Here is a 15,092-nt window from a genome sequence, read left to right as displayed (position 1 = left end):
TGGGCGTTATCTAGAGCTCGCGGCGCCAGAACAGTTCATGCCTGCGCACCGCCTTGCGGAAGAATTCGTTCTCCCCGTAAGGCGACGGGCGACGCCCGGCCAGCCAGCGCTGCAACAGGCGGCGCAGGCGGCGCTTGAACGGCGCAGCCGGCTGCAGGTCGTGCATCATGCCCAGGGCCATGGCCTTGTCGTGCTGGGTCGGCAGGTCCAGCACCAGGGTGCATGGCGCCCACGGCTGGTCGGCACTGAGTTGCGGCGCCAACGCCACCCCGTCGCCGCTGTCGCCCATCGGCCAGCGGTCGTTGTCATGCAGGTGGTTGGCATAGCACAACAGTGTTTGCGGCTGCCAATCGAGGCCCTGCAAGGCCTCCATCACTGCCGCCTGAGCACAGATATGGTCAGGGTGCGGGTCGAGCTGCGGGTGCGGCATGACCAGCACCTCGGGCCTGGCCTGCACCAGCAATGCACGCAAGTCGGCCAGCAAGTTGTGCCAGGTTGGCGCACCATCGCCGTCCGCCGGCAGCGGGAACGGATTGAATTGGCGAAACGGGCGGATATCGGCCATGTCGGCCTCGCGCGAAGCGGCCGGCACATCGGGCGCGGCCTGCATGGCGGGCAGTTGCAGGCAGAAGTAGCCCAATTGCACGCAGCGCGACTCCGGCACGCCGGCCCAGCGCGGTACGGCAATGCTGTCCCAGGCGCGCAAACGGCCTTTCAGGCGTGCCGCCTCGGCCTTGCCCAGGCCCATCTGTTGATAATGCTCGGCTTCGATCTCGCCTGCGGTCAGGGTTACCACCCAGGCTTCATCGGCTTGGCGATACAAACCATAAGCCGCCAGTTCGGCATCATCGGCATGCGGCGCGATCACCATCACACGACGGCGTTGCAGCTCGACACCGGGGGTTATCCACAGGCGCGGGGCGCCCTGCAAGCGGCAGTGGCGGCCGCCCATGCGTAGCGTACCGGCCTGCAGCGGTGCGGCCAGGCCGGTCAGGTTCAGGTAGCGGACCCCATCGACACCGCGCTCGAATGTTTGCCGATCACTGAGTTCATCGGCCAGCAGTTCGACCCGCGGGTCGAGAAAACGCCCCAGCCAAGCGCTTTTCAGCCGTACTTCGAGGATCAGGGTTTCATCGCCTTGCAATGGCGTATCGACCTTGAGCACGCCATCACGCCAAGTGACAGGCGCCTCGCGGGTCTGCTCGCCGAAGTTATAGGCGTAATCCTCGCCCGGCGCATAGAACAGATGATCGGCGAACCACGCTTCGTGGGCGGCCCAGAGCAGCGGCAAGAGCAACAGCGGCAGCCACCACGCGGCAACAACGCCAAGCGCGACCAGCGCCACCAGGCCGGCCAGCAGCCCCAAGCGCTTGTTGCGCCGGTGGCGCTTGAGCAACAGCTGCTTGCGGCTCACGCCTGGAACACCGGCACAGGGTTGCACCAACGGTCCTTGTACTCGCGGTCGGCACGGCCGAACGAAAAGCGCAGGGGCTTGTTGCGCGCACGGGCGTCGTCCCACGCCGCCTGGGTATTGAGGAAGCTCAAGACGCTGCCGGGGCTGAAGGCTTTGGTTTGCGGGTCGACGCCGCCGTTGACGTATTCGACGCTGATCCACTCCGGCGCTTCGACGCGGTAGACCAGCTGGATGGCGATGGGCTTGTCGTCGAGCAACAGCACCGAGCCGATCAGCAGTTCACGCAGGCGCGCCAGCACGTCGTCCAGGCGCTCGGCGCCAGTGGCCTGGAAACCCCAGCGGCGCTGGAACAGGTCCCGGTACATGGCGCCGATTTCGCTGGCGCTGAAATCGCTGATCGGGCGCACCACGCCACCCGCCTCTTCCAGCAAACGCAGCTCGCGGCGCTGGTTGTAGCGGAATTTTTTCGACAGGTCTTCATGGGCCCGGGCCATGGCCAGCTGCTCGCTCTGTGCCTTGAGGCCGGCGAAGCGCCCCTGGTTCAGTTCGGACAGGTAGCGCGCGGCGTGGCGCAATGGCGCGGCCGCATCGGCGGCGGCTGGCAGGATGATCTCGGCATTGCCAAGGTCGAACAGGCCTTTTTTGCCGGCACGCTTGAGCACGTCCTTGGACAGCGCCAAGTGACGCCCCCAGGTCGGCACGGCCGCTTTCAACTCACCGGCCTGATGCCAGCCCAGGTAGCGCACAGGGATCTGCGCCAGGTCGGCGAGTTGTTCGACCACCAACGGGTGGGTCGCCACGCTGCCACCGAAACGTGACCACGCTTCGGCGTAGGCTGCTGCGTCGATGACCTGCCAGCCGCGCTCTCGAAAAGCCTGGATATGATTGAGGATCATGCTTGTGCCACCTGCAGCGCACGCACCTGCGGCAGCTGCCAGAAAGCCTCGCGCACCGCCTGGTCGGAGAAGCGTTCGTGCAGGCGCTGCAGCATGTGCATGGCACAGGCTTCACGCTGCCGTGCGTCCAGCACCGACAGGTGCTTCAGGCCCTGAGCCAGCTGCGCGGCATCGCCAAGCGGGAATAGCACGCCCACACCCTCGACCACCTCACGGGCCCCGCCGCAAGCAGTGGCCAGCACCGGCACGCCGGCCACCATGGCCTCGAGCAAGACCATGCCGAATGGCTCATGGTCGGAGCTCAAGGCAAAGACATCGAACGCTTGGAAATAGCGGCGGGCATCCGGCACCTGACCGAGGAAGTCCACGTGCCCGGCGATGCCCAGTTCAGCGGCCAATGCCTTGAGCTTGTCTTCCAGGCGCCCCTTGCCGAGGATCGCCACCCGCGCGCCGGCAGGCAACCCCGGGAGCGCCTCGGCAAAGCCACGCAACAACGTCGCCTGGTCCTTGTCCGGGTGCAGACGGCCAACGTTGCCGACGAGCCATGCCTGTGCATCAAGCCCCAGGGCTTTACGCGCTTCGGCACGCGGCACCAGCGTAGCGCGCAGGGCATCGATGTCGATCCGGTTGTACAGGGTCTGGATGCGCTCGGCCGGCCACTGCGGCAGGCAGCGGCGCATGTCGTCACGCACCGCATCCGACACCCCGAGCAGGCTCAAACGTTTGCTGAACAGGTTGGCGAACAGCCGACGGCCCTTGCGCTGATAGTCACCGAACGCATGGTGCACGCCGATCACCGGCAAACCGGTGGCCAACAGGGCCACATAGATCGGCTTGAAGCGATGCGCGATGCAGAAGCTGAAATTACGCTCGGCCGCGATCTTGCGCAGCGCGCGAATCGCGCCGAGCTTCAGGCCGCGGACGGCCTTGGAGCTGAATTCGAGGAACAGCACCTCGTCCGACGCGCAGCCGGCCGCGACCTGCGGGTCGGCGGCGCCGGTGAGGAACACTGTGGTGACCTTGTAGCCGCTGCCCTGGAACAGGCTGGCGTATTGACGGGCGCAGTCGAGAAACGGCCCGTCATAGCCATGGCAGAACTGCAGGATGCGCGGTTCAGAGCGGCTGGTCATACGCGGCTGCGCCGTCCTTCACCACCAGGATGTCTTCCATGATCAGGTATTGCAGGTCCGAGCCGAAGAACATGTTCAGGGCATCGGTCGGCGAGCAGATCATCGGTTCACCACGGCGGTTCAGCGAAGTGTTCAGCGACACGCCGTTGCCGGTCAGGTCTTCCAGCGCCTTCATCATGTCGTAGTAGCGCGGGTTGTACTCGCGCTTGAGCACCTGGGCACGCGACGTGCCGTCCTCGTGGACCACTTCCGGCACACGGGTCTTCCACTCTTCAGCCACTTCGAAGGTGAAGGTCATGAACGGTGCCGGGTGATCGACCTTGATCATCTGCGGCGCAACAGTGTCGAGCATCGACGGGCAGAAAGGTCTCCAGCGCTCGCGGAACTTGATCTGGTGGTTGATGCGGTCAGCCACGCCTTCGACACTCGGGCAGCCGATGATCGAACGACCACCGAGGGCGCGCGGGCCGAATTCCATGCGCCCCTGGAACCAGGCCACCGGGTTGCCGTCGACCATGATCTGGGCGATCTGCTGCGGCATGTTGTCCAGCTTGCGCCATTTCGGCTGGTCTGGGTGACGGGCGCAAGCGGCGATCACGTCTTCGTTGGAGTAAGACGGGCCGAGGTAGACGTGTTCCATCTTCTCGACCGGCACGCCACGGGCGTGGGAAACATAGGCGGCGGCACCGACGGCGGTGCCGGCGTCGCCGGAGGCCGGCTGGACGAACAGCTCTTTCACGTCCGGGCGGGCGATGATCTTCTGGTTGAGCTTGACGTTCAGCGCGCAACCGCCGGCGAAGGCCAGCTTGCCGGTTTCACGCAGGGTGTCGCCCAGGTAGTGGTCGATCATCTGCAGGGCGAGCTTCTCGAACAATGCCTGCATGCTGGCCGCGTAGTGGATGTACGGCTCGTCGGCGATGTCGCCTTCGCGCTTGGGGCCCAGCCATTCGATCAGCTTCGGCGAGAAGTAGAAGCCTTTGCCCTTCTCTTTATAGCGGCGCAGGCCGATGACGTTGGCGTATTCGGTGTTGATCACCAGTTCGCCGTTTTCAAAGCTGGCCAGGCGCGAGAAGTCATATTTGCTGGCATCGCCGTACGGCGCCATGCCCATGACCTTGAACTCGCCGTCGAGCATTTCGAAACCGAGGAACTCGGTGATCGCGCCGTACAGGCCACCCAGCGAGTCCGGGTCGAAGAATTCCTTGATCTTGTGGATCTTGCCGTTTTCGCCGTAGCCGAAGAAGGTGGTGGCGTACTCACCCTTGCCATCGATGCCGAGGATCGCGGTCTTCTCTTTGAAGCCCGAGCAGTGGTAAGCGCTGGAGGCGTGGGCCAGGTGGTGCTCGACCGGCTCGATCTTGACCTTTTTCGGGTCGAAGCCCAGTTGCTCCAGGCACCAGACGATCTTCTTGCGGTAGCGCTTGTAGCGGCGGTTGCCCATCAGGATCGCGTCGAGGGCGCGGTCCGGGGCGTACCAGTAGCGCTTGGCATAGTGCCAGCGAGCCTTGCCGAACAGGCTGATCGGGGCGAACGGGATGGCGACCACGTCCACATCGGACGGTTTGATGCCAGCCTGTTCCAGGCAGAACTTCGCCGACTCGTAGGGCATGCGGTTCTTCGCATGCTTGTCACGCACGAAGCGCTCTTCTTCGGCGGCGGCAATCAGCTTGCCGTCGATGTACAGGGCCGCGGAAGGGTCATGGCTAAGGGCGCCGGACAGGCCAAGAATCGTCAATGCCAAGGGATTAGCCTCTTCATTCGGTAGAGATGCGCCAGCGGCCTCGTGGGCGGGTGGCGGCTAAAAGGCGGGATTATAACGCAAACAGCAAAGACACACCGCCCCCTTGTGGGGGCGGCGGTGCGGCCATTCTGCAAGGGGCGCGGCGCTGTGTTACTCGGCGATCAGCCAGTCCATGCGGTAGCTGCCGGCGGTCTGCGCCAGCTCATTGGCCAGCCAGGGCAGCAACTCCTTGAGCTCTTCTTCCAGGCCCCACGGCGGGTTGGCAATGGCCAGGCCGGAGCCGTTCAGGCCCTGCGGGCTGTCCTGGTGGTGCACGTACAGCTCCACCCGCAACAGCTTCGGCGCGCCGGTGCTGGTCAGGTCCTGATAGAAACGGGTCAGCGAACGCTGGTCCTTGATCGGGTACCAGATGGCGGCAACGGTCTGGCGCATGCGGCCGATCGCTTCCTTCAACGAGCTGGTGCAACGCTTGAGCTCGTCGGCCTGCTCGAACGGCGGGTCGATCAGCATGATCGCGCGCTTTTCCTGCACCGGCAGCAGCGCCCGCGGCACATGCCAGCCCTCGCCCAGGTGCACCACCACGCGCGGGTCTTTCTTCATGTTCTCTTTGAGCAGCGGCCCGTCTTCCGGGTGCTTCTCGTTGAGCAGCGCGCGGTCCTGCTGACGCATCAGCCGCCGGGCCAGCTCGGGCGAGCCGGGGTAGTAACGCAGCTCGCCATCGGCATTCAGGCGCTTGATCACGCGCAGGTAGTCAGCGGCCATGGCCGGCAGGTCATCGCGGTTCCACAAGCGCGCGACACCTTCAAGGTATTCACCGGTGCGCGTCGCCTGATCACCCTGCAAGTCATACAGGCCGAGGCCGGCGTGGGTATCGATATAGGCGAACGGCTGCTCCTTGCGCGACATCAGGGCGATGAGGCGGGTCAGCACGATGTGCTTGAGAACGTCGGCGTGGTTGCCGGCGTGGAAGGCGTGACGATAGTTCATGGCAACTCCTGCGAAGCCGGCAAGTTTACCTTGCCTTGCGGGCGGAGTCAGGCCTGACTGTCGATCGGTGTCAGGCCCATACGCGGGCGAGCCCGCTCCCACAGAGTTTGGCGCCAGCCGTCAGAACGACACCAAACCTGTGGGAGCGGGCTCGCCCGCGAAAACAGCAACACCGCTTCAGCGAGTGTTACTTGTCAGCGTGATACGCCGCATCAGCAGTCTCGAAGCGTTGCACCATCGCCTGCGACGGGCTACCCAGCTTGCTCACTACGAAGATGGCAAGGCTGGCCAACAGGAAGCCCGGGATGATTTCGTACAGCCCCCAGACATCGATCTGTTTCCACAGGATCACAGTCAGCGCACCCACCACGATACCGGCCAGGGCGCCGTTACGGGTCATACCCTTCCACAGCACCGAGATCAGCACCACCGGACCAAAGGCAGCACCGAAGCCAGCCCAGGCGTAGGACACCAGGCCCAGTACGCGGTTTTCCGGGTTGGCCGCCATGGCGATGGCGATCAGCGCGACAGCCAGTACCATCAGGCGACCGACCCACACCAGCTCGACCTGCGAGGCGTTCTTGCGCAGGAAGGCCTTGTAGAAGTCCTCGGTCAGGGCGCTTGAGCACACCAGCAACTGGCAGCTCAAGGTACTCATCACCGCCGCCAGGATGGCCGACAGCAGCACACCGGCAATCCACGGGTTGAACAGAATCTTCGCCAGCTCGATGAACACACGCTCGTGGTTCTCGGTGACCGGGCCTGCCAGGTCAGGATGCGCGGAGAAGTAGGCGATGCCAAAGAAGCCCACGGCGCAGGTACCGGCCAGGCACAGGATCATCCAGGTCATGGAGATGCGACGAGCGTTGGCGATCGACTTGACCGAATCGGCAGCCATGAAGCGCGCCAGGATGTGCGGCTGGCCGAAGTAGCCCAGGCCCCAGCCCATCAGCGAGATGATGCCAACGAAGGTCGCACCCTTGAGCATGTCGAAGTTCGCCGGGTTCTGCGCTTCGATAGCCAGGAACGTGGTGTCGAAACCGCCGGTGGAAATCAACACGATGACCGGGGTGAGGATCAGCGCGAAGATCATCAGCGAGGCCTGCACGGTATCCGTCCAGCTCACCGCCAGGAAACCGCCCACGAAGGTGTAGGCGATGGTCGCGGCGGCTCCGGCCCACAGCGCGGTCTCGTACGGCATGCCGAAGGTGCTTTCGAACAGGCGCGCACCGGCGACGATGCCGGACGCACAGTAGATGGTGAAGAACACCAGAATGACGATGGCCGAAATGATCCGCAGCAGCCCGCTCTTGTCTTCGAAACGGCTGGAGAAGTAGTCCGGCAGGGTCAGCGCGTCGCCGTTGTGCTCGGTCTGCACGCGCAGACGGCCGGCAACGAACAGCCAGTTGAGGTAGGCGCCGACGGTCAGACCGATGGCGATCCAGGCTTCGGACAGGCCGGAGAAGTAGATGGCGCCCGGCAGGCCCATCAGCAGCCAGCCGCTCATGTCGGAGGCACCCGCGGAAAGCGCGGTAACCACACTGCCCAGGCTGCGACCGCCCAGGATGTAGTCGGAAAGGTTGTTGGTGGAGCGATAGGCTGCGAAGCCGATCAGCACCATTGCCGCGATGTAGATCACGAAGGTGATCGTTAGTGGATTGCCCATGCGTGTGCCCTGGCGTTTGTTTTTATCTCATGCGCAACCGCAGCAAGACGGTTGCACCCAGGCGGCGCATCCTATGCAACAACGCAAAGTGGGTGCAACCATTTTTCATTTGCAAGTTGCACCCGCTCGTGCAATTTCAGCTAAAGCCTCTTTTTTGCTCCCATTAGGAGCAAAAACAGGTTTTTTCAGAATAAAACGCACCGAAAACGCTCTTTTTCAAGGTGTGGATAACCGCGCCGGACGAGTTGCACCTTTTCCACATAAAATTCGGGTTGCACCTGGTTGCACCCGAATTGTCCTACACGCTACTCTTGGCGCCAGCTAAGGCCACAACCGTGGCAATAAAGAGGATAAGAAATGGCGACGACCACCCTTGGGGTCAAACTCGATGACCCTACCCGTGAGCGACTCAAAGCCGCTGCGCAGTCGATTGACCGCACGCCGCATTGGTTGATCAAGCAAGCGATCTTCAATTACCTGGAGAAGCTCGAGGGTGGCGCCACCCTGACCGAACTCAACGGTCACGCAACCCACCTGGCCGATGATGCCGGCGAAGTACAACCGGACCACGCCCACCAGTGCTTCCTGGAATTCGCCGAAAGCATCCTGCCACAGTCCGTGCTGCGTTCTGCCATCACCGCCGCCTACCGCCGCCCCGAGCAGGAAGTGGTTCCGATGCTCCTGGAGCAGGCGCGCCTGAGCGCACCGCTGGCCGAGGCGACCAACAAGCTGGCCGCCGGCATCGCCGAAAAACTGCGCAATCAGAAGAGCGCCGGTGGCCGCGCCGGCATCGTTCAGGGCCTGCTGCAGGAATTCTCGCTGTCGTCGCAGGAAGGCGTGGCACTGATGTGCCTGGCCGAAGCCCTGCTGCGCATCCCCGACAAAGGTACCCGTGACGCCCTGATCCGCGACAAGATCAGCAATGGCAACTGGCAGCCGCACCTGGGCAACAGCCCGTCGCTGTTCGTCAACGCCGCCACCTGGGGCCTGCTGCTGACCGGCAAGCTGGTGTCCACCCACAACGAATCCGGCCTGACCTCCTCGCTCACCCGCATCATCGGCAAGAGCGGCGAGCCGATGATCCGCAAGGGCGTCGACATGGCGATGCGCCTGATGGGCGAGCAGTTCGTCACCGGTGAGACCATTGCCGAAGCGCTGGCCAACGCCAGCCGCTTCGAAGCCAAGGGCTTCCGTTATTCCTACGACATGCTCGGCGAAGCCGCACTGACCGAGCACGACGCGCAGAAATACCTGGCCTCCTACGAGCAGGCGATCCACTCGATCGGCAAGGCCTCGCACGGCCGTGGCATCTATGAAGGCCCAGGCATCTCGATCAAGCTGTCGGCGCTGCACCCGCGCTACAGCCGCGCTCAGTACGAGCGCGTCATGGAAGAGCTGTACCCGCGCCTGCTGTCGCTGACCCTGCTGGCCAAGCAGTACGACATCGGCCTGAACATCGACGCCGAGGAAGCCGACCGCCTGGAGCTGTCGCTCGACCTGCTCGAGCGCCTGTGCTTCGAGCCGTCGCTGGCCGGCTGGAACGGCATCGGTTTCGTCATCCAGGCCTACCAGAAGCGCTGCCCGTACGTGATCGACTACGTCATCGACCTGGCCAAGCGCAGCCGCCACCGCCTGATGATCCGCCTGGTGAAAGGCGCCTATTGGGACAGCGAGATCAAGCGCGCCCAAGTCGAGGGCCTGGAAGGCTACCCGGTCTATACCCGCAAGGTGTACACCGACGTTTCCTACGTCGCCTGCGCCCGCAAGCTGCTGGCAGTGCCGGAAGCCATCTACCCGCAGTTCGCCACCCACAACGCCCATACCCTGTCAGCCATCTACCACATCGCCGGCCAGAACTATTACCCGGGCCAGTACGAATTCCAGTGCCTGCACGGCATGGGCGAACCGCTGTACGAACAGGTTGTAGGTAAAGTCTCTGAAGGCAAGCTGAACCGTCCATGCCGCGTGTACGCGCCGGTCGGCACCCACGAAACCCTGCTGGCCTACCTGGTCCGCCGCCTGCTGGAAAACGGCGCTAACACTTCGTTCGTCAACCGCATCGCCGACCATTCCATTTCCATCCAGGAACTGGTCGCCGACCCGGTCGCCAGCATCGAGCGCATGGGCACCCAGGAAGGCAGCCTTGGCCTGCCGCACCCGCGCATCCCGCTGCCACGTGACCTGTATGGCCGCGAGCGGGCCAACTCGGCCGGCATCGACATGGCCAACGAACACCGCTTGGCCTCGCTGTCCTGCGCCATGCTGGCCACCGCGCACAACGACTGGAAAGCCGCCCCACTGCTGGCTTGCGCCGCCAGCGAGGCCGCTGCCGCGCCGGTGCTGAACCCGGCAGACCAGCGCGACGTGGTCGGCCACGTGCAGGAAGCCACCGTTGCCGACGTCGACAACGCCATCCAGTGCGCGCTCAATGCCGCGCCGATCTGGCAGGCCACCCCGCCGGCCGAACGCGCCGCAATCCTCGAACGCACCGCCGACCTGATGGAAGCCGAGATCCAGCCGCTGATGGGCCTGCTGGTCCGCGAGGCCGGCAAGACCTTCGCCAACGCCATTGCCGAAGTGCGCGAGGCTGTGGACTTCCTGCGCTACTACGCGGTGCAGGCACGCAACGACTTCAGCAACGACGCCCACCGCCCGCTCGGCCCGGTGGTGTGCATCAGCCCGTGGAACTTCCCGCTGGCGATCTTCACCGGCCAGGTGGCCGCAGCCCTGGCTGCCGGGAACCCGGTGCTGGCCAAGCCTGCCGAACAGACCCCGCTGATCGCTGCCCAGGCCGTGCGCCTGCTGCTCGAAGCGGGCATCCCGGAAGGCGTGCTGCAACTGCTGCCAGGCCGCGGCGAAACCGTGGGTGCCGGCCTGGTCGGTGACGAGCGCGTCAAGGGCGTGATGTTCACCGGCTCCACCGAAGTCGCCCGCCTGCTGCAACGCAATGTCGCCGGTCGCCTGGACAACCAGGGCCGCCCAATCCCGCTGATCGCCGAAACCGGCGGCCAGAACGCGATGATCGTCGACTCCTCGGCGCTCACCGAGCAGGTGGTGATCGACGTGGTCTCCTCGGCCTTCGACAGTGCTGGCCAGCGTTGCTCGGCCCTGCGCGTGCTGTGCCTGCAGGAAGACTCCGCCGACCGCGTGATCGAAATGCTCAAGGGGGCCATGGCCGAAAGCCGCCTGGGCAACCCGGACCGCCTGGCGGTGGACATCGGCCCGGTGATCGACGCCGAAGCCAAGGCCGGCATCGAGAAGCACATCCAGGGCATGCGCGAGAAAGGCCGCGCGGTCTATCAAGTGGCCATTGCCGATGCTGCCGAGATCAAGCGCGGCACCTTCGTCATGCCGACCCTCATCGAACTGGACAGCTTCGACGAGCTCAAGCGCGAAATCTTCGGCCCGGTACTGCACGTGGTGCGCTACAACCGCCGCAACCTTGATCAGCTGATCGAGCAGATCAACAACTCCGGCTACGGCCTGACGCTCGGCGTGCACACCCGCATCGACGAGACCATCGCCAAGGTGGTGGAGAACGCCAACGCCGGCAACCTGTACGTCAACCGCAACATCGTCGGTGCAGTGGTGGGCGTGCAGCCGTTCGGTGGTGAAGGCCTGTCCGGCACCGGCCCGAAAGCCGGCGGCCCGCTGTACTTGTATCGCCTGCTGTCGACCCGCCCTACCGACGCCATTGGCCGTCACTTCCAGCAGCAGGATGGCGAAGGCAAGCCGGACCGCACCCTGCACGAACAACTGATCAAGCCGCTGCACAGCCTCAAGACCTGGGCCGAGAGCAACCAGCAGGCCGACCTGGCCGCGCTGTGCAGCCAGTTCGCCGGCCAGTCGCAGAGCGGCATCGCCCGTTTGCTGCCAGGCCCGACCGGTGAGCGCAACAGCTACACCATCCTGCCGCGCGAGCATGTGCTGTGCCTGGCGGACAACGAGGCCGACCTGTTGGCCCAATTGGCTGCAGTGCTGGCAGTAGGTAGCTCGGCGGTGTGGGTAGACGGCGAACCAGGCAAAGGCCTGCGCGGTCGTCTACCGAAGGAGCTGCAGGCCAAGGTGAAGCTGGTGGCGGACTGGAACAAGGATGAAGTGGCGTTCGATGCCGTGATCCACCATGGCGACTCGGACCAGCTGCGTGGCGTTTGCCAGCAAGTGGCCAAGCGGGCAGGTGCGATCGTTGGCGTGCACGGGCTGTCCAGCGGCGATCATCAGATCGCGCTGGAGCGGTTGGTGATCGAGCGGGCTGTCAGTGTGAATACTGCTGCTGCGGGCGGTAACGCCAGCTTGATGACCATTGGCTGAGGCCGAGGGTTGATGATGAAAAGGGAGAGCTTCGGCTCTCCCTTTTCATTTCCAACCATCATGCCAATGCATCACGCTCACCAGATGGGAATACATTTGGGAAATGGACTACAGCGTGAGGTGAACATCTGAGGCTTCCCAGGTTTCATGGGCCGTTACACTGGCAAATCCAGCGAATGAACCTTAAGGTTGATCATGACACATCATCTGTACGGCCCTCTGGAGGTCGACATGACTACAAAGATCCTCAACAAGCCGAAAACGGCTAACCCACATCTTGAGGCTGCACAACGTATTCGCCAACTGGCCCAGATACTTGCCGACAATCCAGCCGAAGCCAAAGCTTTCCGCGCCATGACCGGGGTGTTCACCGCTAAAGGCAAGCTCAGGGCCAGTTACCGATAAATGTATCAACAGCTTCCTTCATTCGTTCTCGGGTTTCATGGCTGTGATCGCAAAATTGGTGAAGCCATACTGGCAGGTGAGCAAATAGCGCCCAGCAAAAATGAATACGACTGGCTAGGTGAAGGCGCCTACCTTTGGGAGAACAGCCCTGAACGTGCTTTGAGCTACGCGCAACTCATCAAGAAATACAAACGTGGCCAAGGGGCAATCAAAGAACCCTACGTCGTAGGTGCAATCATCGACCTTGGGCTCTGCCTGAACCTCACAGAGGAGGGTGCGCTGGTAGAACTTGGAGAGGCTTATCACTTACTGGCTGCAAGCACTACTGCTCTTCCTGAGAACAGACCTGGTTTCAAAGGTGATCATGACAACCTCAAGAGATTCCTGGACTGCGCTGTATTCCAGTCTCTACATTCAGCTCGAGAGCTTATCGGTCTACAGCCCTACGAATCGATTCGGTCTCCGTTTCTGGAGGGAAACGAACTGTATCCAGGCACTTCGTTCCGGCAAGAAACACACATTCAACTCTGCGTCCGCAGCCTCAATTGCATCAAAGGTTACTTCCGACCCTTGAATGCCGACGGTACTCTCTTCCAGATCTGATGCGTTTTAAAGCATGGCTTTGCAGATCTGTGGCTGAACATCATCTGAATCAATCATGGTAGCCAGCCTTGTCGGGCCACTCCTAGACTCGCTCCAAGCCCGCTCAAGGACCGCCCCCATGCCCGAGACCCTGCTCAGCCCCCGCAACCTCGCCTTCGAGCTCTACGAAGTGCTCGACGCCGAAGCCCTGACCCAACGCCCGCGCTTCGCCGAGCACAGCCGCGAGACCTTCGATGCGGCGTTGACCACCGCGCGCACCATCGCCGAAAAGTTCTTCGCCCCGCACAACCGCAAGGCCGACGAGAACGAACCGCGTTACGTGGACGGCCGTGCCGAGCTGATCCCGGAGGTGAAACCTGCGGTCGATGCCTTCCTCGAGGCGGGGTTCCTCAATGCCAACCGCGACTTCGAGGTCGGCGGCATGCAGTTGCCCAGCCTGGTCTCGCAGGCGTGCTTCGCCCACTTCCAAGCCGCCAACGCGGGGACCACGGCCTACCCGTTCCTGACCATGGGCGCGGCCAACCTGATCGAAAGCTTCGGCAGCGACGAGCAGAAGCGGCTGTTCCTGCAACCGATGATCGAAGGCCGCTACTTCGGCACCATGGCACTCACCGAGCCGCACGCCGGCTCATCGCTGGCCGACATCCGCACCCGCGCTGAACCTGCCGGGGATGGCAGCTACCGGATCAGGGGCAACAAGATCTTCATCTCCGGCGGCGACCACGACTTGTCGGAAAACATCGTGCACATGGTGCTGGCCAAGCTGCCGGACGCCCCACCAGGGGTGAAGGGCATCTCGCTGTTCATCGTGCCCAAGTACCTCGTCAACCAGGACGGCAGCCGCGGCGATCGCAACGACGTGCTGCTGGCCGGGCTGTTCCACAAGATGGGCTGGCGCGGTACTACTTCGACGGCGCTGAACTTCGGCGACAACGGTCAGTGCGTCGGCTACCTGGTCGGTCAGCCGCATCAGGGCCTGGCCTGCATGTTCCAGATGATGAACGAGGCGCGCATCGGCGTCGGCATGGGCGCGGTGATGCTTGGCTATGCCGGCTACCTGTATTCGCTGGAGTACGCACGCCAACGGCCGCAGGGCCGGCTGCCGGACAACAAGGACCCGCACAGCCCTGCGGTGCCGATCATCGGCCACACCGACGTCAAACGCATGCTGCTGGCGCAGAAGGCCTACGTGGAAGGCGCCTTCGACCTGGGCCTGTACGCCGCACGGCTGTTCGACGACACCCACACGGCTGATAACGAAGCCACCCGCCAGCAGGCGCAGGCGCTGCTCGACCTGCTGACGCCCATCGTCAAATCCTGGCCGTCGACCTTCTGCCTCAAGGCCAACGAGCTGGCGATCCAGATCCTCGGCGGCCACGGCTACACCCGCGAATACCCGGTGGAGCAGTACTACCGCGACAACCGCCTGAACCCGATCCACGAAGGCACCGAGGGCATCCAGTCGCTCGACCTGCTGGGCCGCAAACTGGCGGAGAACAACGGCGCAGGCCTCAAGCATCTGATCCGTCTGATGGCTGACACCGCCGAGCGCGCCAGCCATCATCCAAACCTGGATGCCTTGCGTCAGCCGCTGGAACAACTGGTCAACCGCCTGCAACGCGTGACCCTGGCCCTGCTTGGCGACCTGGCGCAGGGTAAAGCCGCCGGCGCGCTGGCCAACTCCGCCCTGTACCTCAAGGCCTTCGGCCACTGCGTGATCGGCTGGCGCTGGCTGGAACAGGCGATCCACGCCGAGCTCGGCCTGCTCAAAGGCAGTAGCGCAGACCGCGATTTCTACCTTGGCAAACTGCAGGCGGCGCGTTATTTCCTGACCTGGGAAGTGCCTGGCTGCCATAATGACCTGGCATTGCTCGAGGCACGCGACGACACCTGCCTCGCCATGCAAGACGCGTGGTTCTAGGGGGAGCCACCGTGCACA

At 63.6% G+C, this 15,092-nt stretch carries 11 protein-coding genes; 5 read left to right on the top strand and 6 right to left on the bottom strand.

Features of this window, described 5'->3' with window-relative positions; translation table 11 throughout:
* Nucleotides 1-10: 10 nt before the first annotated feature.
* The 6 genes from ACIPIJ_RS19400 to putP form a co-directional block, all read right to left on the bottom strand.
* Nucleotides 11-1,414, bottom strand: coding sequence for a PIG-L deacetylase family protein (locus ACIPIJ_RS19400; protein WP_401079588.1), 1,404 nt, complete (start codon nucleotides 1,412-1,414; stop codon nucleotides 11-13).
* Nucleotides 1,411-2,307: an antimicrobial resistance protein Mig-14 gene (locus ACIPIJ_RS19395; RefSeq protein WP_401079860.1), complete on the bottom strand. Its 897-nt coding sequence runs from the start codon at nucleotides 2,305-2,307 to the stop codon at nucleotides 1,411-1,413. The genes ACIPIJ_RS19400 and ACIPIJ_RS19395 overlap by 4 nt, the downstream gene beginning before the upstream one ends.
* Nucleotides 2,307-3,440, bottom strand: coding sequence for a glycosyltransferase (locus tag ACIPIJ_RS19390; protein WP_401079586.1), 1,134 nt, complete (start codon nucleotides 3,438-3,440; stop codon nucleotides 2,307-2,309). The genes ACIPIJ_RS19395 and ACIPIJ_RS19390 overlap by 1 nt, the downstream gene beginning before the upstream one ends.
* Entirely contained in the window at nucleotides 3,424-5,181 is a 1,758-nt protein-coding gene (locus ACIPIJ_RS19385) for a carbamoyltransferase (RefSeq protein ID WP_016501928.1), read from the bottom strand. Before ACIPIJ_RS19385 ends, ACIPIJ_RS19390 begins: the two co-directional genes overlap by 17 nt.
* 150 nt (nucleotides 5,182-5,331) lie before the next feature.
* Nucleotides 5,332-6,168, bottom strand: a complete 837-nt coding sequence (locus ACIPIJ_RS19380; protein WP_401079584.1) for a 23S rRNA (adenine(2030)-N(6))-methyltransferase RlmJ — start codon at nucleotides 6,166-6,168, stop codon at nucleotides 5,332-5,334.
* Nucleotides 6,169-6,355: 187 nt separating this feature from the next.
* A complete protein-coding gene (gene putP, locus ACIPIJ_RS19375; protein ID WP_401079582.1) occupies nucleotides 6,356-7,834 on the bottom strand; it encodes a sodium/proline symporter PutP in 1,479 nt (492 codons plus the stop codon).
* Here putP and ACIPIJ_RS19370 point away from each other — a divergent pair.
* The 5 genes from ACIPIJ_RS19370 (at nucleotide 7,833) to ACIPIJ_RS19350 (ending at nucleotide 15,074) form a co-directional block, all read left to right on the top strand.
* Nucleotides 7,833-8,159: a hypothetical protein gene (locus ACIPIJ_RS19370; RefSeq protein WP_401079580.1), complete on the top strand. Its 327-nt coding sequence runs from the start codon at nucleotides 7,833-7,835 to the stop codon at nucleotides 8,157-8,159. The genes putP and ACIPIJ_RS19370 overlap by 2 nt on opposite strands.
* 32 nt (nucleotides 8,160-8,191) lie before the next feature.
* Nucleotides 8,192-12,145 (top strand): trifunctional transcriptional regulator/proline dehydrogenase/L-glutamate gamma-semialdehyde dehydrogenase, encoded by a 3,954-nt coding sequence (gene putA / locus ACIPIJ_RS19365; RefSeq protein WP_401079578.1) that lies wholly within the window; start codon nucleotides 8,192-8,194, stop codon nucleotides 12,143-12,145.
* A gap of 231 nt (nucleotides 12,146-12,376) precedes the next feature.
* On the top strand, nucleotides 12,377-12,550 hold the full coding sequence (locus ACIPIJ_RS19360; protein ID WP_401079576.1) for a hypothetical protein: 174 nt from the start codon (nucleotides 12,377-12,379) through the stop codon (nucleotides 12,548-12,550).
* A complete protein-coding gene (locus ACIPIJ_RS19355) occupies nucleotides 12,551-13,153 on the top strand; it encodes a hypothetical protein (RefSeq protein WP_401079574.1) in 603 nt (200 codons plus the stop codon). It abuts the gene before it with no gap.
* Between the two features lie 118 nt (nucleotides 13,154-13,271).
* A complete protein-coding gene (locus ACIPIJ_RS19350) occupies nucleotides 13,272-15,074 on the top strand; it encodes an acyl-CoA dehydrogenase (RefSeq protein WP_401079572.1) in 1,803 nt (600 codons plus the stop codon).
* Nucleotides 15,075-15,092 lie beyond the last annotated feature (18 nt).

The organism is Pseudomonas sp. NPDC087185 (assembly GCF_044744955.1).
In the GTDB taxonomy this organism is placed as follows: Bacteria; Pseudomonadota; Gammaproteobacteria; order Pseudomonadales; family Pseudomonadaceae; genus Aquipseudomonas.
This window is presented reverse-complemented; position numbering and strand designations above follow the sequence as displayed.

Excerpts from the sequence above, each read along its gene's own strand:
- ACIPIJ_RS19390 (WP_401079586.1), bottom strand. The coding sequence starts at position 3,440 with ATGACCAGCCGCTCTGAACCGCGCATCCTGCAGTTCTGCCATGGCTAT.
- ACIPIJ_RS19380 (WP_401079584.1), bottom strand. The coding sequence starts at position 6,168 with ATGAACTATCGTCACGCCTTCCACGCCGGCAACCACGCCGACGTTCTC.
- ACIPIJ_RS19370 (WP_401079580.1), top strand. The coding sequence starts at position 7,833 with ATGCGTGTGCCCTGGCGTTTGTTTTTATCTCATGCGCAACCGCAGCAA.
- putP (WP_401079582.1), bottom strand. The coding sequence starts at position 7,834 with ATGGGCAATCCACTAACGATCACCTTCGTGATCTACATCGCGGCAATG.
- putA (WP_401079578.1), top strand. The coding sequence starts at position 8,192 with ATGGCGACGACCACCCTTGGGGTCAAACTCGATGACCCTACCCGTGAG.
- ACIPIJ_RS19360 (WP_401079576.1), top strand. The coding sequence starts at position 12,377 with ATGACTACAAAGATCCTCAACAAGCCGAAAACGGCTAACCCACATCTT.
- ACIPIJ_RS19355 (WP_401079574.1), top strand. The coding sequence starts at position 12,551 with ATGTATCAACAGCTTCCTTCATTCGTTCTCGGGTTTCATGGCTGTGAT.
- ACIPIJ_RS19350 (WP_401079572.1), top strand. The coding sequence starts at position 13,272 with ATGCCCGAGACCCTGCTCAGCCCCCGCAACCTCGCCTTCGAGCTCTAC.